At 60.0% G+C, this 18,746-nt stretch carries 18 protein-coding genes; 12 read left to right on the forward strand and 6 right to left on the reverse strand.

Annotated features, from left to right (window positions below; genetic code table 11):
• Positions 1-14: 14 nt before the first annotated feature.
• From P3G59_RS12970 to P3G59_RS12980, 3 genes are all read right to left on the reverse strand, one after another.
• Positions 15-308: a type II toxin-antitoxin system RelE/ParE family toxin gene (locus P3G59_RS12970; protein ID WP_347276974.1), complete on the reverse strand. Its 294-nt coding sequence runs from the start codon at positions 306-308 to the stop codon at positions 15-17.
• On the reverse strand, positions 289-483 hold the full coding sequence (locus P3G59_RS12975; protein WP_277761858.1) for a stability determinant: 195 nt from the start codon (positions 481-483) through the stop codon (positions 289-291). Before P3G59_RS12975 ends, P3G59_RS12970 begins: the two co-directional genes overlap by 20 nt.
• Positions 484-737: 254 nt before the next feature.
• Entirely contained in the window at positions 738-1,685 is a 948-nt protein-coding gene (locus tag P3G59_RS12980; protein WP_277761859.1) for a transporter, read from the reverse strand.
• A gap of 211 nt (positions 1,686-1,896) precedes the next feature.
• Here P3G59_RS12980 and P3G59_RS12985 point away from each other — a divergent pair, with 211 nt between their 5' ends.
• The 11 genes from P3G59_RS12985 to P3G59_RS13035 all read left to right on the forward strand — a co-directional run bounded on the left by P3G59_RS12985 (position 1,897) and on the right by P3G59_RS13035 (position 13,080).
• Positions 1,897-2,994: an AraC family transcriptional regulator gene (locus P3G59_RS12985; protein WP_277761860.1), complete on the forward strand. Its 1,098-nt coding sequence runs from the start codon at positions 1,897-1,899 to the stop codon at positions 2,992-2,994.
• A gap of 389 nt (positions 2,995-3,383) precedes the next feature.
• Entirely contained in the window at positions 3,384-4,271 is an 888-nt protein-coding gene (locus P3G59_RS12990; RefSeq protein ID WP_277761861.1) for a Dyp-type peroxidase, read from the forward strand.
• 24 nt (positions 4,272-4,295) lie between these two features.
• The gene (locus P3G59_RS12995; protein WP_277761862.1) at positions 4,296-5,264 is read left to right on the forward strand and encodes a Gfo/Idh/MocA family oxidoreductase; all 969 of its coding nucleotides are present in this window, start codon (positions 4,296-4,298) and stop codon (positions 5,262-5,264) included.
• A 210-nt stretch (positions 5,265-5,474) separates the two neighbouring features.
• The gene (locus P3G59_RS13000) at positions 5,475-6,227 is read left to right on the forward strand and encodes a GntR family transcriptional regulator (RefSeq protein ID WP_277761863.1); all 753 of its coding nucleotides are present in this window, start codon (positions 5,475-5,477) and stop codon (positions 6,225-6,227) included.
• Positions 6,224-7,954 (forward strand): fumarate reductase/succinate dehydrogenase flavoprotein subunit, encoded by a 1,731-nt coding sequence (locus P3G59_RS13005; protein ID WP_277761864.1) that lies wholly within the window; start codon positions 6,224-6,226, stop codon positions 7,952-7,954. The genes P3G59_RS13000 and P3G59_RS13005 overlap by 4 nt, the downstream gene beginning before the upstream one ends.
• Positions 7,955-7,981: 27 nt before the next feature.
• Positions 7,982-8,227 (forward strand): ferredoxin family protein, encoded by a 246-nt coding sequence (locus tag P3G59_RS13010; RefSeq protein ID WP_003225615.1) that lies wholly within the window; start codon positions 7,982-7,984, stop codon positions 8,225-8,227.
• Positions 8,228-8,455: 228 nt separating this feature from the next.
• Positions 8,456-9,859, forward strand: a complete 1,404-nt coding sequence (locus P3G59_RS13015) for an ABC transporter substrate-binding protein (RefSeq protein WP_277761865.1) — start codon at positions 8,456-8,458, stop codon at positions 9,857-9,859.
• Positions 9,860-10,215: 356 nt separating this feature from the next.
• Positions 10,216-10,998 carry an ABC transporter permease gene (locus tag P3G59_RS13020; protein WP_277761866.1) on the forward strand — a complete coding sequence of 261 codons (783 nt, stop codon included), beginning with the start codon at positions 10,216-10,218 and terminating at the stop codon, positions 10,996-10,998.
• Positions 10,998-11,846 carry an ABC transporter ATP-binding protein gene (locus P3G59_RS13025; protein ID WP_277761867.1) on the forward strand — a complete coding sequence of 283 codons (849 nt, stop codon included), beginning with the start codon at positions 10,998-11,000 and terminating at the stop codon, positions 11,844-11,846. The genes P3G59_RS13020 and P3G59_RS13025 overlap by 1 nt, the downstream gene beginning before the upstream one ends.
• Positions 11,843-12,805: a HEAT repeat domain-containing protein gene (locus P3G59_RS13030; RefSeq protein ID WP_277761868.1), complete on the forward strand. Its 963-nt coding sequence runs from the start codon at positions 11,843-11,845 to the stop codon at positions 12,803-12,805. Before P3G59_RS13025 ends, P3G59_RS13030 begins: the two co-directional genes overlap by 4 nt.
• Positions 12,802-13,080 carry a DUF971 domain-containing protein gene (locus P3G59_RS13035; RefSeq protein WP_277761869.1) on the forward strand — a complete coding sequence of 93 codons (279 nt, stop codon included), beginning with the start codon at positions 12,802-12,804 and terminating at the stop codon, positions 13,078-13,080. Before P3G59_RS13030 ends, P3G59_RS13035 begins: the two co-directional genes overlap by 4 nt.
• Before the next feature lie 129 nt (positions 13,081-13,209).
• Here P3G59_RS13035 and P3G59_RS13040 read toward each other — a convergent pair whose 3' ends face one another.
• The 3 genes from P3G59_RS13040 to P3G59_RS13050 all read right to left on the reverse strand — a co-directional run bounded on the left by P3G59_RS13040 (position 13,210) and on the right by P3G59_RS13050 (position 17,664).
• Positions 13,210-14,868, reverse strand: coding sequence for a phosphoethanolamine--lipid A transferase (locus P3G59_RS13040; RefSeq protein WP_277761870.1), 1,659 nt, complete (start codon positions 14,866-14,868; stop codon positions 13,210-13,212).
• Between the two features lie 221 nt (positions 14,869-15,089).
• A complete protein-coding gene (locus P3G59_RS13045) occupies positions 15,090-15,827 on the reverse strand; it encodes a TorF family putative porin (RefSeq protein WP_277761871.1) in 738 nt (245 codons plus the stop codon).
• A 94-nt stretch (positions 15,828-15,921) separates the two neighbouring features.
• Complete coding sequence (locus P3G59_RS13050; RefSeq protein ID WP_277761872.1) at positions 15,922-17,664, reverse strand: amidohydrolase; 1,743 nt, start codon at positions 17,662-17,664, stop codon at positions 15,922-15,924.
• A gap of 103 nt (positions 17,665-17,767) precedes the next feature.
• On the opposite strand from P3G59_RS13050, the gene P3G59_RS13055 reads away from it, so the two are divergent.
• On the forward strand, positions 17,768-18,685 hold the full coding sequence (locus P3G59_RS13055; RefSeq protein WP_277761873.1) for a LysR family transcriptional regulator: 918 nt from the start codon (positions 17,768-17,770) through the stop codon (positions 18,683-18,685).
• The last annotated feature ends 61 nt before the right edge of the window (positions 18,686-18,746 follow it).

Consider the following 18,746-nt stretch of genomic DNA (forward strand, 5'->3'; position numbering starts at 1 on the left):
TGGCCGCCCTTTTTTTATGTTGATGAGATTCGAGGATATTTTTGTCGGGTGTGGACTAACGTCAGTATTTTGATGCGCCCGTTCACTCGATAGACCAACAAATAGTTTGGAGGAATCACCATTTCGCGAGTGCCGGGTACCCGGCCAGATCGGTATCCATAAGGTATTGACGAAAGTCGCTGTGCTGCTGCACCAACCTTACTCTTCATCGATGTTGAAGCGTTGGAGTTGTGTTGTTCAATGTAATCAATAATGTCAGCCAGATCGTCCAGAGCTTCATGGCTCCATTCAAGCGGCAGCGCGTCGATTCTTGCGTTTCTCTTCTAATAATTGGTCGAGCCGTACCATGGCTTCCTCATGGGGAATACCCGGACTAGGATCATCCATTGCCTCCTGCACCTTGGCACGAAACCAGCGATCGTAGCTCTCGGCCTCTTCTTCGGATTCGAACTCGGAATAAAACGGGGAAAGCAATATGCTCATATGACCTCCGTGATCAATTTCAAGCAGTCTAAGTGGGGAATGGCCCGTTGTCGTCACTGGCTGACGATGCACCCCATGAACCCTTGAGGAACCATGGGATAACGGAGCCCAGTATCTGCAAGCGTCCCCTTAAAATCTGCCAGACGTTTCCCCCTGTTGTCCGGTAATCTCGACCGCCGCTGTAGGCGTATTCCACCCATGCGTTTTTCAGGTTTTCAGGCTACAAATCCAAGTGCGCTTTCCTACAAATGCACTCAGAAAGCGTAGGGGATGCTGACTTTCGCCCACAACATTTCCCCTTCAGGCCGGTTTTCCACATCAAATTCCTTGGCCCAGCGAATCTCCGCGCTGGCGTACTTGAGGAAGGTGAAGTGCAGCGCCGGACCAATCGCGAACACCTTGCCGCGTACGCCGTCGTCGACGTCCTGGCCGGCGAACTGCACGGTGTGGCCGTACTGTTTGTCGTCGGTGGTTTGTTTGAGGTAGTAGCCGTTGACCCCGAGCATCAGGTCGTCGGTGATCTTGTAGCTGGCCGAATAATCGAAGTGGAAGATCTGCCCCGACTTGTAGTCGGTGTCCTTGTTCTTCTCGTTGAAGCTGTAGGTGGTCTTCATCGAGACTTCGGTGTTGTCAGTCGGCAACCAAGTGAACGAGAACAACGGCTTGTAGGTATAGAAATTGTTGCTGGTATTGGCCAGCCGATCGACGCTGTATTCGCCGGTCGGCACGGTGATTTCCACGGCGGCACCGAGGGTCAGGTTCTTGCCCATGTCCCACAGAATGATCGGCGCGATGGTGGTGTCGCCCATGCCTTCGCGGGTGTCGCTGAGGCCGAACACCGAGACTTCCTGTTTCAGCCACGGCTGGGCGATGTAGCCGGCCAGGCGTCCGCCAAATATCCGCACAGGGCTCAGATAATCGAGGCGTGGAATGACGGCGGTGGACTCGATCTCGACATTGGGCACCTTGCCGCCCAGCGAGCTGATGTTGAGCTTGGTCGATTTGTAATGGTTGTAGTAGAGGTTGAACGCGACCATGTTCTCCGGAAGGCTGTCGACTTCCAGCGGCAGCATGAAGAAACCGTCGGTGCCGGGGCCGATGTTGTCGACGCCGGCTTCGGTGGCCAGCGCCGGTACGGTCACGGCGCAACCCAGCAACGAAAGGGCCAGGCGCAGGGTGGGTGTCGCGCGGTTCGGTTGCATATCCGTCCTCATTATTATTGTGTTTTGGGCGCAACGCCGGTACGCAGTACGCCCGGCCCCATAGAAATAAGCGCTTGGCGCCCGGCGGGGCAGGGTATTGGCGGACAGTTAGGGGGACTTCTGCGGACAGTCGGCCCACCCTGTGCTAACTTCCATCGACATAACCGGTTACAAAAATAACAATCAAGCGTGATCCGGAATGTCAGCCCCCATGAACGTAAAAGTCCAAGACCCGACCTTTGAACTGGCGCTGGTCTCGCCGTTCCTCCTGCAAACCCTCGCTGAAGTCGCGCAAAACAAGGGCATCGATCCCCAGAGCTTGTGCCGTGGGCTGGGTTTTACCCTTGAAGATCTGCAGGATCCGGCGCAGCGGATTTCCTATCGTCAGGCCGTGGCGATGATTCAGCGCGCACTCAAAGTGCTGCCCAATCAAGGCTTGGGGCTGTGGGTCGGCGCGCAGAACGTGCTCGGCACGCTGGGCCTGCTCGGGCATGTACTGTCGCTGTGCAAGACCTTGCGCGATGCCTTTGCCCTCGGAATTCGCCATCAACACACCTCGGGCGGGATTGTGGTGTCGAGCGTCGATGTGGTCGCTGGCCAGGTGCATCTCGATGCCGAGTGCCGCTTGCCGTTCGCGGATGTGCAGGTGTTCGCGGTCGAGGAGTTTTTCGCCAGTCTGCTGGTGTACGGGCGGGCGTTGGTCGGGGCTGAGTTCAAGGCGATTGCCGTGGAGTTTGTGCACGCCGCGCCGGATTATCTGAGCGAATACCACCGCCTGCTGGGGCCGGATGTGCGTTTCGGTTGCCTGTACAATCGCATGCTGATCGATGGGCAATGGCTGGACGTGCACCTGCCCAATCATCATTCGCTGGCGTTGCGTCAGGCTGTGGCATTGCTGGAGCTGGAAGCGGCGCAGGTGCATCAGAAACTCGATTTGATTCAGGCCGTGGAACGGGCGATTGCCCGGGACTTGAGCCGTGGTAGCCATATCGAAAAGATTGCCGGTGATTTGAATATGAGCAGCCGTACCTTGCGCCGGCGGTTGACCGAGCATGCACTGACGTTCGAGGCGCTGCTGGAGCAGGTGCGCCAGGCGCGGACCCTGAGTTTGCTGGCCAATCCGGATATGCCGATCGAGCGGATTACCGAAGAGGTTGGCTACAGCGATGTGCGCAGTTTTCGCCGGGCGTTCAAGCGCTGGACGGGGATGAGCCCGAGTGCGTGGCGCAATGACGCTAACCCTCACCCCAGCCCTCTCCCAGAGGGAGAGGGGGCCGAGCGAGGTGTCCTGCGAGTTGCATCGACCTGAAAGATTGTGTCGATTATGGACTTGAGAGAGGGGGCCGACCGAGGTGTCTTGCGTGTTGCATCGACCTGAAAGGTTGTGTCGATTATGGCCTTGGGAGAGGGGGCCGAGCGAGGTGTCTTGCGAGTTGCATCGACCTGAAAGACTGTGTCGATTATGGACTTGAGAGAGGGGGCCGAGCGAGGTGTCTTTCGTCATACAACGACCTGAAAGATTTTGTCGAATTTGGATTCGGTACAGCACTTTCAGGTCGGCGTATCTCCACAGCATCCCCCAATCAGTTCCCTCTCCCTCTGGGAGAGGGCTAGGGTGAGGGGCTTTTGACTCCATCCAAACCCCCACAAATCCTCCGGCCACAGGTAAACTCCCGCGCACTTTCCCAAGGAGTTCACATGAGTTACTACCAGCCGGGCATTCTCGCCACCCCAGTTCCTGCACAAGCACGTCACCTGTTTTTCGCCCTGGAATCGGTTGCAGCACTGCCGCAGGCGATCGACAACCTGATGAATCAGGTGGACGGCCAGTCGGCGGTGGTCGGTTTCGGTGAGTCCCTGGTCAAGGCCCTCAACGTGCAGATCGACGGCCTGCGCAGCTTCCCGGCCATGACTGGTATTGGCGTGGAAAACCCGTCGACCCAGCACGCGCTGTGGGTGTGGCTGCACGGCGTCGACCGTGGTGAACTGCTCAACCGCTGCAACGCCCTCGAAGCCGCACTGGCCCCGGCCCTGCGTCTGGTCGAAATGCAAGAGGCCTTCCGCCACAAGGACGGCCACGACCTCACCGGTTATGAAGACGGCACCGAAAACCCGCACGACGAAGCCGCCATCGCGGCCGCCCTGCAAAGTACCGGCACTGACGGCATGGTCGGCGGCAGCTTCGCCGCCATCCAGCAATGGCAGCACGATCTCAAGGGTTTCCATAAGCTGTCCGCCGAGGACAAAGACAACATCATGGGCCGTCGCCTCAGCGACAACGAAGAAATCGACGACGCCCCGGTCTCCGCCCACGTCAAACGCACCGCGCAGGAAAGTTTTGCGCCGCAAGCCTTCGTCGTGCGCCGTTCGATGCCGTGGATCGAAGGTGATCGCGCAGGCCTTATGTTCCTCGCTTTCGGCTTCTCGCTGGATGCTTTCGAAACGCAACTGCGGCGCATGAGCGGTCTGGAAGATGGCATCACCGATGGCCTCTACCGCATCAGCCGCCCGATCACTGGCGGCTACTACTGGTGCCCGCCGCTCAAGGACGGTCACCTCGATCTGCGCGCCTTGCGCATCGGCTGATCTTCACAATAAAAGGGAGCAACAATGAATGTAGTGCGGTGGGGCATGATCGGTTGCGGTGACGTTACCGAACGCAAGAGCGGGCCGGCCTTTTACAAAGCTCCCGGTTCGGCATTGGTGGCGGTGATGAGCCGACGGCTCGAGGCGGTAACCGATTACGCCGCGCGCCACGGCATTGAACGGGTCTACACCGACGTCGATGCGCTGATCAACGATCCCGAGGTGGACGCGGTGTACATCGCCACACCACCCGACAGCCACCACGCCTACAGCCTGAAAGTCGCCGCCGCCGGCAAACATTGCTGCGTGGAAAAACCGATGGCGCTGCATGCCGGGCAAAGCCGCGAGATGCAGCAGGCGTTTGCCGAGGCGGGTTTGCACCTGTTCGTTTCCTACTATCGCCGTTCGTTGCCGCGCTTTGCGCAGGTGCGGCAATGGTTGGAGGAGGGGCGCATTGGTGATGTCCGGCATTTGAGCTGGACGCTGACCAAGGCACCTTCAGCGGCGGATCTGGACGGCAGCAACAACTGGCGCACCGATCCTGCAGTGGCCGGTGGCGGTTATTTTGCCGACCTCGCCAGTCATGGCTTTGACCTGTTCCAGTACCTGCTCGGCGATATTGTCGAGGTCGCCGGTTTCACCGCGCGTCAGGCTGGTTTGTATGCAGCCGAAGACGCCGTCAGCGCCAGTTGGCGATTTGCCTCCGGGGCGCTGGGGATGGGCTGCTGGAGCTTTGTCGCAGATCGGCGCGAAGATCGGGTCGAAATCATCGGCAGCCTCGGACGGATCAGTTTTTCCGTGTTTGATGAGCATCCCGTGCAGTTGCATGCCGACGAAACCATCAGCCTGGAAATCCCCCATCACGAACACATCCAGTGGCATCACGTGTTGGGCATGAATGCGCACATTTGTGGCGATTCACAACATCCTGCCATCGCCGCACAAGCCTTAAAAACTGACTGGATCATGGATCAAATCCTCAAACGCCAGTAGTACGCAATTCCCCTGTAGGAGTGAGCCTGCTCGCGATAGCGGAGTGTCAGACACCGGATTCGTCTCTGATGCACCGCTATCGCGAGCAGGCTCACTCCTACAAAAAGCGATCATGTTAAGCATCTAAGGTTATGCCCATTCGGTATTTCTCAACCTTGTCATAACAACTCTAAGATCACGTCATAACTCGTTATGACAAGTGATCCCGTGATGACCGATAACGTTCTATCGCTTTCCAGCGTGCCGCTGCACACCCAACTGCGCGATGTCCTCCGTGCACGCATCCTCGACGGCGAATACCCGCAAGACAGCCAGATGCCTTCTGAAAGCGAGCTCGGCGCGCTGTTCAAAGTCAGCCGCATTACCGTGCGCCAGGCACTCGGCGATCTGCAAAAGGAAGGGCTGATCTTCAAGATCCACGGCAAAGGCACCTTCGTCGCCAAACCGAAAACCTTTCAAAACGTCAGCAGCCTGCAAGGCCTCGCCGAGTCGATGACCGGGCGTGGCTACGAGGTGATCAACCGCCTGCGCAGCTTCAAATTCATCCCGGCCGACAAGCGCGTCGCCGAGCGTTTGCAGGTCGCCGAGGGCGAGACCGTGGCGCAGATCAAACGCGTACGCCTGATCAATCGTGAGCCGATCTCGCTGGAAATCACCTACCTGCCCAAAACCGTCGGTGAGCGCCTGGAGAAGGCCGATCTGGTCACCCGCGATATTTTCCTGATCCTCGAAAACGACTGCGGCATCGCCCTTGGCCATGCGGATCTGGCCATCGACGCGGTGCTGGCCGACAGCGACCTGACCCAGGCGCTGAACGTCGAAGCGGGTTCGCCGATCATGCGCATCGAGCGTTTGACTCACGACGCGCAGGGCCAGCCGCTGGACTTCGAACACCTTTACTACCGTGGCGATGCGTTCCAGTACCGCCTGCGGATCGACCGGCAAAAAGGGGAGCAGGCATGACCCGCAACGTTCTCGAACAGGAATACGACATCGTCGTCATTGGTGGCGGCACCGCAGGCCCGATGGCCGCGATCAAGGCCAAGGAAAAGAACCGTGATCTGCGGGTGTTGCTGGTCGACAAGGCCAACGTCAAACGCAGCGGCGCGATCAGCATGGGCATGGACGGTTTGAACAACGCGATCATTCCCGGCCACTCGACACCGGAGCAATACACCAAGGAAATCACCATCGCCAACGACGGCATTGTCAATCAGGCCGCCGTTTACGCCTATGCCACGCACAGCTTCGAAACCATCGAGCAGCTCGACCGCTGGGGCGTGAAGTTCGAGAAGGACGAAACCGGCGATTACGCGGTGAAAAAAGTCCACCACATGGGTGCCTACGTGCTGCCGATGCCGGAAGGGCACGACATCAAAAAAGTCCTCTATCGCCAGTTGAAACGCGCACGGGTGAGCATCACCAATCGCCTCGTTTGCACGCGGTTGCTGACCGACGAGGAGGGCACCGTCAACGGTGTGATGGGCTTCGATTGCCGCACCGCCGATTTCCATGTGATCAAGGCCAAAGCGGTGATCCTCGCCTGTGGCGCGGCCGGGCGCCTCGGTTTGCCGTCGTCGGGCTACCTGATGGGCACCTACGAAAACCCGACCAATGCCGGCGACGGCTACGCGATGGCGTATCACGCGGGCGCTGAACTGGCCAACCTCGAGTGCTTCCAGATCAACCCGCTGATCAAGGATTACAACGGCCCGGCCTGCGCTTATGTCACCGGCCCGCTGGGTGGCTACACCGCCAACAACAAGGGTGAACGCTTCATCGAGTGCGACTACTGGAGCGGGCAGATGATGTGGGAGTTTCACCAGGAACTGGAGAGCGGCAACGGCCCGGTGTTCCTCAAGCTCGATCACTTGGCGGAAGAAACCATCCAGAACATCGAGGAGATTCTGCACAGCAACGAACGCCCGAGTCGCGGCCAGTTTCACGCCAATCGCGGTACCGATTACCGCACCCAGATGGTCGAGATGCACATCTCCGAAATCGGCTTTTGCAGCGGGCACTCGGCGTCCGGCGTGTGGGTCAACGAACGTGCCGAGACTTCGGTGAAAGGCTTGTACTCGGCTGGAGACATGGCGGCCGTGCCGCACAACTACATGCTCGGCGCGTTCACCTACGGCTGGTTTGCCGGGCATAACGCTGCAGACTTTGTCGCCGGTCGCGAGTTTTCTGCGCTGGATGCCGCGCAGATCGAACAGGAAAAGGCCCGGGTCTACGCACCGCTGGATCGTCAACACGGTCTGCCACCGGCGCAGGTCGAGTACAAGTTGCGGCGCTTCGTTAACGACTACCTGCAACCGCCAAAAGTGACCAAAAAAATGCAGATCGGCCTGCAGCGCTTCAGCGACATCGAACGCGATCTCGAGCAGATGAAAGCCAACAACGCCCACGAACTGATGCGCGCGATGGAAACCAGCGTGATCCGCGACTGCGCCGAAATGGCCGCCCGCGCGTCGTTGTTTCGCGCTGAAAGCCGTTGGGGCCTGTACCACTATCGCGTCGATCACCCGCAGCGCAACGACAGCGAATGGTTCTGCCATTGCCACCTGAAGAAGGGCGAGGACGGCCAGATGACCAGTTTCAAGAAGCCCGTCGAGCCTTACATCATCCCGCTCGATGCCGAAGAAATGCAGGCCTACGACCGTTTGCGAGTCGGTGCCTTTGCCGCGTGATGCATCACTGAAAAGAGAGTCCGAACCATGGCCTATCAAGCCCAGGAAATCTTCTTCCGCTCCAATGCCCCCGTCACCGTGGACGAGGACAAATGCATCGCCGAAAAGGGCTGCACCGTGTGTGTCGATGTCTGCCCGATGGACTTGCTGGCAATCAACCCGGCAACGCAGAAGGCCTATATGGCGTTCGATGAATGCTGGTACTGCATGCCGTGCGAGAAGGATTGCCCGACCGGAGCCGTCAAGGTCGACATCCCCTATTTATTGCGTTGAAACCCGATCCCTGTAGGAGTTGCCGAAGGCTGCGATCTTTTGACTTATGTTTTTTCAGATCAAGATCAAAAGATCGCAGCCTTCGGCAGCTCCTACAGGGGATTTGTGGCAAGCCATTAGCTATCCGGCAACCCCGGACGCTGGAAAGACCGAAAACCCCTCGTTTCCCACCGCGCCCTGATCGCGGCGGAGACGAACAGCCAATAAATGATTCGAGGGGAAACAACCATGTTGCGTGCAGCAATCGCCGGTCTGGTACTGGCTTCGTTTACGTTGTCGGCCTCGGCCGAAACCATCCGCATTGCCATCGGCACCCAGGACACCACCATCAACTGCGCCGCCGGCGGGCTGTTGATTCGTGAACTCGGCCTGCTCGACAAGTACCTGCCCCACGACGGCGCCTACAAAGACGCCAAGTACGACGTGCAGTGGAAAAACTTCACCAGCGGCGCACCGCTGACCAACGAGATGGTCGCCGGCAAACTCGACTTCGGCGCCATGGCCGATTTCCCCGGTGCGTTCAACGGTGTCGCGTTCGAAACCGCCGGCAAGCACAGCCTGTTTATCAGCGTGTTGTCGGGCAGCATCAAGGGCAGCGGCAACGGCATCGTCGTGCCGAGCGCGTCGGGCGTGCAGTCGCTGAGCGAACTCAAGGGCAAGACCATTTCCGTGCCGTTCGCTTCGACTGCGCACGGCATGTTGCTGCGTGCCGTGGCGGCGCAGGGCTGGGATCCACTGAAGGATGTGAACATCATCGCCCAGCCGCCGGAAGTTGCCGGCTCCGCGTTGCAGGCCGGCAAGATCGACGCTCACGCCGATTTTGTGCCGTTCGCCGAACTGTTCCCGAGCCGTGGTTTCGCCCGCAAGATCTACGACGGCGCCCAGGCCAATGCGCCGACGTTCCATGGTGCGCTGGTGGATCAGGCGTATGCGAAGAAGTACCCGGAAGTCGTCGTCGCCTATTTGCGCGCGAGCATCGAGGCCAATCAACTGTTGGCCGCTGAGCCGGAGAAGTACAGCGAGCTGATCGCTAAAGTCACCGGCGTCGATGCCGAAGTGAACTACCTGTTTCATGGCCCGCTCGGCGTGCAGACCCGCGACCTGAGCTGGAAGCCTGAATATCGTCAGGCAGTCGGCACGGCTATCGATACGTTGAAGTTGCTGAAGAAGGCTGATCGTGGCCTCGACCTCAACACCTTCATTGACGATCAATACATTCGTGCGGCGTTCAAGGCGTCGGGCCTGGATTACACCGCACAACTGGCCAACTACACGCAGACACCGCTGAAGGCCACGGATGCCGCCACCGGCAAAGCGATCACTGACTTTAGCCATGTCGCCGAAATCTGGGTGCGCGGTGAGGACAAGGTGCGCCAATACGCCTCGGCGGAAGCGGCCTTCACCGCGCTCGCCGCGTTGAAGCAGGAAGGCAAAAGCATCCGTGCGGTGTATGCACAGGCCAGTGACAGCGGGATCAAGTTGCTCGCGGAGCAGGCGTGGTTTGCCAGTGATGCGAAGGGGCGCCTGAGTGCGTTTCTGCTTAAGGGGCAGGCGCAGCAATTTGCCTCGGCGCAGGGTGGCAAGGTTTTCGATTTCACCGATGCCACGACCCAGGCCGTCGCCACCCGCTAATTGAAGATCAAGAGCCCCTCACCCTAGCCCTCTCCCGGAGGGAGAGGGGACTGACCGAGGTGTTTGGGCGAGGTACGCCGACCTGAAATACCGAGCCGAACTCAGGTTTGAAAAGCATGAGGATGGGTTCGTTATTGAGCCGGACTCAGGTTTTGAAAAGCATGAAGATTGGCTCCTTCTTGAGCCGAACTCAGGTTTTGAAAGGCATGAAGATCGGCTCTCTCTTGAGCCGAACTCAGGTTTGCAAGCAACGAAGATCGGCTCCCTTTCCCCCTCGCCCCCCTTGGGGGGAGAGGGCTGGGGTGAGGGGGGTAAATCTCAGCCACAACACAGATCCAGAACCGGAAACCCGATCCATGAAAACACCCACCCTACGCTGGACATCAAGAGCCGCATCCTTGCTGCTCTGCCTGCTGTTCTGGCAACTCGCCGCCAGCCACCACTGGAACCTCGGCCTCGTCACCTTCGCCAACGTGCCAACACCCTTGGCCGTCATCGAAGCCGCACTCGGTTTGGGCGACTCCGGCAAGCTCCTGCAACACCTGACCGCCAGCCTCAGCCGCGTCTTCGCCGGTTACCTCGCCGCATTGCTCATCGGCATCGCCCTCGGTCTGGCCATCGGCCGCTCGAAATGGGCCGAAGACCTGTTACTGCCACCGCTCGAAGTCTTGCGCCCGATCCCGGCTGTCGCGTGGATTCCGCTGGCGATCCTGATGTTCCCGTCCTCCGAACTGTCGATGGTCTTCATTACCTTCACCGGTGCACTGTTCCCGATCCTGCTCAACACCGTGCACGGCGTCGAAGGCGTCGACCCGCGCCTGATCGCCTCAGCGAAAAGCCTAGGGGCAGGGCGCCGCGCGATTCTGCTCGAAGTGATCCTGCCCGGCGCCGCACCCAGCATCATCACCGGCCTGGCGATCGGCATGGGCACGTCATGGTTTTGCCTGGTCACGGCGGAAATGATCTCCGGCCAGTTCGGCATCGGTTACTACACCTGGGAGTCCTACACCATTCAGAACTACGCCGACATCGTCGTCGGCATGCTCCTGATCGGCGTGTTGGGCATGGGCAGCAGTCTGCTGATCAAACGCCTGGGCGGGTTGTTCACGCCCTGGCATCGACCGCGAGGAAAAGCCTGATGAGCGTGATGCAAACCCCCGAAGGGCGGATCGACATTCGCCAACTGTCCATCGTCCTCGGCGCTGGGCGTGAGGCGTTCGAAGCCGTACGCGAACTCGATTGCCAGATCGAACCCGGCCAGTTCGTGTGCATTCTGGGTCCGTCCGGTTGCGGCAAGTCGACTTTGCTCGGGGCGTTGGCCGGGCATTTGGACGCGCATGCCGGCAGCCTGAAAGTCGATGGCGCAGCGGTGTCCGGTCCGTCACCGCAGCGCGGCATGGTGTTCCAGCACCACACGCTGTTTCCGTGGCGCACGGTGCGTGACAACGTGGCGTTCGGCCTGAAAATGCGTGGCATCGGCAAAGCTGAGCGCCATCGTGCGGCCGATGAAATCCTCACGCTGGTTGGCCTCGACGGGTTTGCCGAACGCTGGCCCGATCAGCTCTCCGGTGGCATGCAGCAACGCGTCGAAATCGCCCGGGTGCTGGTCAATCGCCCGCGCCTGTTGCTGATGGACGAGCCGTTTGGCGCGCTGGATGCCTTGACCCGCCTGAACATGCAAGAACTGCTGCTGGACATCTGGACGCGGATCCGCACCACCGTGGTCTTCGTGACCCATGACATTGACGAGGCGCTGTTCCTCGCCGACCGCTTGCTGGTGATGAGCGCGCGGCCGGGGCGAATCATTGAAGACTTGCGCCTGGACTTTGCCCGACCGCGCACCAGCGAACTGGTCACCAGCCCCGAGTTTTCCCGACTCAAACGCCACTGCCTCGACCTGCTGCGCCACGACAACGACCGACCGCTGCCGCGCCTCAATCCGCTCGGCCTGCCTCCCGAAAACCCATTGCCGCGATTTGCCCTATGACCTCTATTTTTGCTGTGACCGATAACGATGAGATCCTCGCCCTGCAACCGCGCCTGACCGCTGACGACGCCGGTGTGCGGCGTATTGCGCTGATTGATCTGGCGGATCTGGAAGAGCCGGATGGCTTGCTTTGGCTGGTTGATCGCCTCGCTCAGGATCCCGCCGAAGAAGTCCGCACTGAAGCCGCGCGGTTGCTGGAGGCCTGGGAAGATCAGCCTGTTGTGCAAGCCTTGTGCGAAGCGCTGACCGACCCGTCGCCTGCCGTGCAAGCCGCCGCAGCCCAAAGCTTGAGCCTGCTCAAGACCGAGGCGGCGGGGCGGGTGATTCTGCCGTGGACCGATCATGCCGACGTCAGCGTACGCATCGCCGCGTTCCGCGCCCTACGTGAATTGCGTTTCGCCGATGCCGCGCCGGCTGCCGTGGCGGCGCTCAACGATGCTGACGCCAATGTGCGCCGCGAAGCCGTAGGCGTACTCGGCTGGCTCAAGCAACTCGATGCATTACCGGCATTGGCACGACTGGCCAGCGACGATCCGGACACCGAAGTCCGCCGCGCTGCCACCGGTGCCCTTGGTCTGGCCTCTGGTGCTGAAGTCCTCCCGGCACTGCGTCAGGCTTTGCAGGACAACGCCTGGCAAGTGCGCGAAGAAGCTGCGACGACTTTGGGCAAGGTCGGCCACAGCGACGCCGGCCCGGCACTGGTTGAAGCCTTGAGTGACGACTACTGGCAAGTGCGCCTGCGCGCCACCCGCAGCCTCGGCCGCTTGCGTTTCGCTCCGGCGCTGGACGCGCTGATTGACACCCTCGGCCATCGCATCAGCAACCTGCGCAAGGAAGCCGCGCTGGCCTTGGGCGAGTTGAATGATCGCGGCGCCGTGGCCGCGTTGCAGGCCGCGCAGGATGACGGCGACCCGGAAGTGCGCAAAGCCGTGCGCATTGCCTTGAGTCAGCTGCAATGAATCCGCTGTCGGTGGGGAACTCGCAGCAGGAGCAGACGCTGCGCCTCGTCTGGCCGGACGGCCGCGAACAGCAACTCAACCACGCCGAACTGCGCCGCCAGTGCCCGTGCTCGCAATGCCGCGCGTTTCGCCTGAAAGGCCTGACGCCACAGGTGGATGATCGCGTGCGCCTGATCGAACTCAACCCACAGGGCTACGGCGTGCAACTGGTCTTCAGCGACGGCCACCAGCGCGGCATTTATCCGTGGGCCTATCTGGCAAACCTCATCCCATAGGTTCACCACATCCCCTTGTAGGCCTTCGCCTGCTCGCGATAGCGGTGTGTCATTCAACATCAACGTTGGCTGATCCACCGCTATCGCGAGCAGGCGAAGGCCTACAAGGGATTTGTGTAACTCCAGGGGTTATTGCGCAGCCGTCATTGAAGGCCTGCACCCATGAAAAATATCCAGCCCCGGCTGATACAGCGAGGTCTTCACCTCAAACAACCCCAGCACCGAGTGAAACAGGTTGTCATGGCTCAGATCCGCCTGCCCGGTCTTGCCTTGCAGGCAGCCGCGATCAATCCCTTCACTGGCCAGCGTGCCATTGCCAAACCACATCACCATTGGCACATGGGTCTGTGCTTCCGGCGCCAGCGCATACGGCGCCGCGTGCAGGTACAAGCCGTTCTCGCCCAGCGATTCGCCGTGGTCGGAGACATAGATCATCGATGTATCCAGGGTCTGCTGATTGCGCTTGAGCAGTTCGATGACCTTGGCAAGGAAATGGTCGGTGTACAGAATCGTGTTGTCGTACACGTTCACCAGTTCATCGCGGCTGCAACTGCCCAGTTGATTGGTGTGGCAGATCGGCTTGAAGCGCTCCATGTCTTTCGGATAGCGCTCGTAGTACTCGGGGCCGTGGCTGCCGTCGGCGTGCAGGACGATGATCGCGTGGCCCTTGAGGCTGTCGATGTAGCCTTGCAGATCGGCCAGCAGTGCTTCGTCGAGGCAGTTGTTGCCGTCGCAGAACGGCCCCGGCTGGTTCTTCGAAATATCGCGATGCGGCACGCGCAGGCAGGTGCCTTTGCAGTCGCTGTTGTTGTCCAGCCACAGCACTTGCACGCCGGCACGCTGGAGAATGTCGAGCAGGCCTTCGTAGGTTTTGCCTTTCTTGTCGCTGTAATCTTCCCGCGGGAACATCGAGAACATGCACGGCACCGAGACCGCCGTCGACGTGCCGCAGGAGTGCACTTGGGTGAAATTGAGAATGTCGAGTTTGCTCAGCTCGGGATTGGTCTCGCGCGCATAACCGTTCAGCGAAAAGTGATCGGCGCGGGCGGTTTCACCGACCACAAACACCATCAGCGATTTCTTCTCGCGGCTGGCCGCCTTGGCGCTCATCACCGCGTCTTCGCCAATGGCCTGCACCACAAAGTGCTTTTTGATGCCCAGGCGTTGCTTGGTGTACTTGCTGATCGCGTAGATGTAGTTGGTCGGGTTGATGAAGTGGGTGAGCTTGTCTTCCTCGCGAAAGATCGGCGCGTAGGTCGAATAGAACGCGCCCACCGACGCGGCGATCACCAGCACACAGGCGACGATCACCAGCACCTTGTTGAGCAGACCGCGCAAGAACGGCCGATAACTGAGCGGCCAACGCCAGATCAACGCCGCTGGCAACACACCGAGCAGCAGCACGTAAGCCAGCAGCTTGCCGTTGAACAGCGCGGTGGCTTCGGCGGGGTTGGTTTCGAAGACATTCTGGATCATCACCGTGTCGATGGTGATGCCGTATTCGTTCATGAAATACGCGGCGCACGCCGAGAGCAGGGCGACCACGGTGAGCACCGGTTTCAGTGTCCAGCGAAACGACACCAGGGTCAGCAGCAGGGTGATCGCGGCCCAGAGAAACAGCCCGAACGAAGCAAAGAACGCCACTTTGTGCGCGCCTTGCAGGGTGATCAGTGTGCCCAGCGCCTTCCAGGTCGCCAGGTTGTACAACGCCACCAGCGCCAGGGAAAACAGCAGCACCAGTCGGGTAGGAGTGATGGACGGTAAACGCAGTCCGTTGCCCAAAGCCATGTCAAACATTCCTCTACATGAATAGAAAACCACGCGGTTGCGCGTGTAACTGTAGAAGAACATTGGTAAAAAATTCGTAAACATCCTGTAACACGTCCACACCTCCCCTGTAGGAGCTGCCGAAGGCTCGGGCCGCGATCGGACGATCTTTTGATGTTGTTCTTAGAAGCAAGATCAAAAGATCGCAGCCTTCGGCAGCTCCTACAGGGAATTTCGGTGGGTCAGAAGGATTTGCTGACGCTGGCGACCACTGTGGCGGTGCACACATCCTTGAAACCCCAATTACTCAGGCACTGGCTCTGCGACAGATCGGTGTCGATATAGCTCAACCCCAGCACCACCCCGGCCAGATTATGGGTAACTTTGACCTCCCATTCGCGGTACGACTCTTCGGCGCTGCCTGACGCCGAATACAAATGCGGATCCTTGAAATCCATATTGCCGTAACGCAGCTTCAGCCCTGAATCGAACGGCAATTGCGTTTCATAACTGACGTAGCTGTACAGCGAACTCTGCTTGCTATCGACTCCCGGCGCATCACTCGAGTAATACGCCGCCACTTTCACCCCGTAGACCCCGAGAATCCCGTAGACCTCGCTCTGGTTGAACTGGCTTTCCTTGGGGTACGCGTACTTGAGGTAGCCCAGATCGAGGCTGACCTCATCAGTGGCCTGCCATAGCCAGCCGGCGTAGTAATCGACTTCCTGACGGGTTTTCAGGCCACCGCCGAAATCGACGTTGGAACTCCAGGCGCCAAGGTACAGACCGCTGCTGTGGGCGAGGGTCAGACCGGCCTGCACGGCAGGGTCATTCTGGGTTTGCGAAATGCCACGGGTGCGGTAGTCGCTGGCCAGGGTCAGATCCACCAGCACGGCGAAGTCGTCGTTCAAGGGGATCGCGAAACTGCTCAACGGCAGCACGCTGAAGAAACTCAGGGCGAACAGGGGCAAGGCTTTCATGTGAAGTCCCGATGTTGTGATTATTTTTGGGCAGAAAGAGAAACCTGTAGGAGCTGCCGCCTTCGGCAGCTCCTACAGGGGGGGATTTTTGTTGTTATTGGGCGGCGGTGTAGACCTGACGACCGCCGAACCAGGTTTGCAGCACCTGGGTGTCATGCAAGGCTTTGTTGTCGACGCTGAACACGTCGCGGTCGAGCACGATAAAGTCCGCCTGCTTGCCCGGCGTCAGCGAGCCGATCTGTTTTTCCAGGCCAATCGTGCGCGCCGCATTAACGGTGTAGGCATAGAACATCGTGTCGCGGTCCAGACGCTCGTCGGCATTGAGCACGCCCAGCGGGCCGACACGAGTAATCGCCTGCGCCATGGCATTGAACGGGTTCGGCGACGACACCGGCCAGTCACTCGCGCCGGCAATCGTCGCGCCTTGTTTGAGCAGTGAATGCGCCGGGTACTGATAGCGGAAGGCGAGGGCGCTGACGTAGGGCTTGATCATGTCGGTGGTGTAGTCGTCGGCGCTGGCCCAGAGCAGTTGCATCGAGGCGATGACGTTGAGCGGCTTGAAACGGGCGAACTCTTTCGGGTTGACCATTTGCAGGTGGGTGATCGAGTGGGTCACGCCGCTCTGCCGATCCTTGCGCGCCTGCGCGATGCCGTTCAGCGATTCGCGCACCGCGCGGTCGCCGATCGCATGGATGTGCACCAGCCAGCCGCGCTGGTCGATGGCGCTGACCAGTTCACCGAAATGCTGCGGATCGATCAGCAATTCGCCCTGTTTGTGCGAGTTGCTGTACGGGTCGATCATCGCCGCGCTCTGCGCCGGGAATTCAATCACGCCGTCGGCAAAGATCTTGATACCGGGCAGGGTCAGGTTGGGAATGCCCTGAAATTGCTGGCGCACCTTGTCCAGCGTATCGAGGTCGGCGGGCACGCTTTTCGGGTTGGCCACCAGCAGCGCCGCGACGTGCACGCTCATGTCGCCGCTTTCCGAGAGGGCTTTATAGGCCGGCAGCACGCCGACGGTTTTCTCGGTGGGTTTGAGGGCAAACACCGCTTCGCCCGGTGCAGCGTTGGCGGCCGGGTCCATCCACGCGGTGATGCCGAGGCTGTTGTTGTAGCGCACCGCTGACTTGGCGGCGTTCAACATGTCGGCGGGGCTTGGCACCGGCATTTTCGAGGCGACCCGATCCCAGCCGGCGTCGACGACAAAGCCGTTCGGCTCACCGTTGGCCCGTTTGCCGATGGTGTCTTTTTCCGCGTCGGGCAGGGTTTTCAGCAGCGCGGCGTCTATGCCGGCGCGCTTGAGCATCACATTGTTGGCCCACGCCGTGTGGTGGTCGCTGCCAATGAACACCACCGGTACATCGGCCCATTCGCCGCTGTTGAAGGTTTTGCCCAAGGCCTCGGCTTGCGCCCAGTAAGCCGAGCTCATGCCGGCAATGCTCAGCACATCACCGTGCCTGGCCTTGCCGTCTTCGCGCCAGTCGCGCAGGCGTTTTTGCAGTTCGTCGAGGTCGACGACTTCGTCTTCCATGTTCGCCGAGACCATTTCCAGTCCACCGAAAATGGCGTGGGAATGGCTGTCGATCAGGCCGGGCATCAACGCTTTGCCCTTGAGGTCGATGACTTGGGTAGCGGGTTCGATCAAGGCTTTGATCTGCGCATCGGTGCCGACTTTCAGCACCTTGCCGTTTTCCACGGCCAGCGCTTGAACTTTGGGTTGAGCGCGGTCGGCGGTGAAAATCTTGCCGTTGAGCAGGATTAGATCGGCGGCGGCCATGGCTTCCATCGAGGCAAAACTTACGGCGAGTACCAACAGCTTTGGAATGAATCTTTTCATTGAAGATTTCCTTGTTATTGCGTCTGATGGCGAGATTAGTGGCTGGCAACGGCTGACAGAACGCCTCCCTCACGAAAAACGTTTTTGCCTGAATGGAAAAAGCATGGACAAGTTGGGTGCATTGAAAATGTTCGTGGTCACCGCGCAGCTCGGCAGTTTCAGCCGCGCCGCCGAGCAGTTGGGCAAGACCCCGTCGGCGCTGACCAAAGCGGTCAATCACCTGGAGTCGGAGCTGGGCGCACGGCTGTTCGAGCGCAGCACCCGGCGGATTCTGCTCACCGAAATCGGTCGGGTGTACCTGGAAACCGCACGCCTGGTGTTGCAGCGGCTGGATGAGGCCAGTGAGGAAATCGAGCAGTTGCAGCACGGCTTGCGCGGCAACCTGAAAATCACCGCGCCGCTGGCCTATGGACGGGCGTTTCTCGATCAGGTGTGTGACGGTTTTTTGCAGCAATACCCGCAGATCAGCCTGCAAGTGGACCTGTGCGATGCGTTCGTCAATCTGCTGGAAAGTGGCTACGACCTGGCGCTGCGTGAGGGCCACGATGATTTGCCGGGGTTGATTGCGCGGGTGGTCGGCAGCAATCGTCTGGCCCTGTGCGGCAGCCCGGAGTATTTGGTGCGCAAAGGCTTGCCGGTCAATCCGCAGACCCTTGAACAGCATGAATGGCTGCTCTATCAGCACCCGTTGCTCAGCCGCGAATTCTGGTGGGCCGAGTGCGACGGGCAGCGCTTGAGCCTGGCGCAACCGGCGGCGCCGCGGTTGCGCAGTGACAATTATGACTTGCTGCTGGCCAGTGCCCTGGCCGGGCGCGGTTTGCTGCACACGCCGCTGTGGAGCGCCGCGCCGTACCTGGCCGACGGGCGACTGGTGCGGGTCATGGCTGACTATGAGATCGACCCGGACAGCTTCGGCCCGCACATTCTGGCGGTGTACCCGAGCCATCGCCGAGCCACGGCCAAGGTCGTCGCCTTCATCGATTACATCGCCGCATTTCTGGCCGAACGCGGTCTTAGCTGACACCCCGCACTGGTCGTTCCCACGCGCAGCAAAGGAATGCAGCCCGTGACGCTCCGCGTCA

Origin of the sequence: Pseudomonas sp. A34-9 (assembly GCF_029543085.1) — a bacterium.
Lineage (GTDB): Bacteria > Pseudomonadota > Gammaproteobacteria > Pseudomonadales > Pseudomonadaceae > Aquipseudomonas.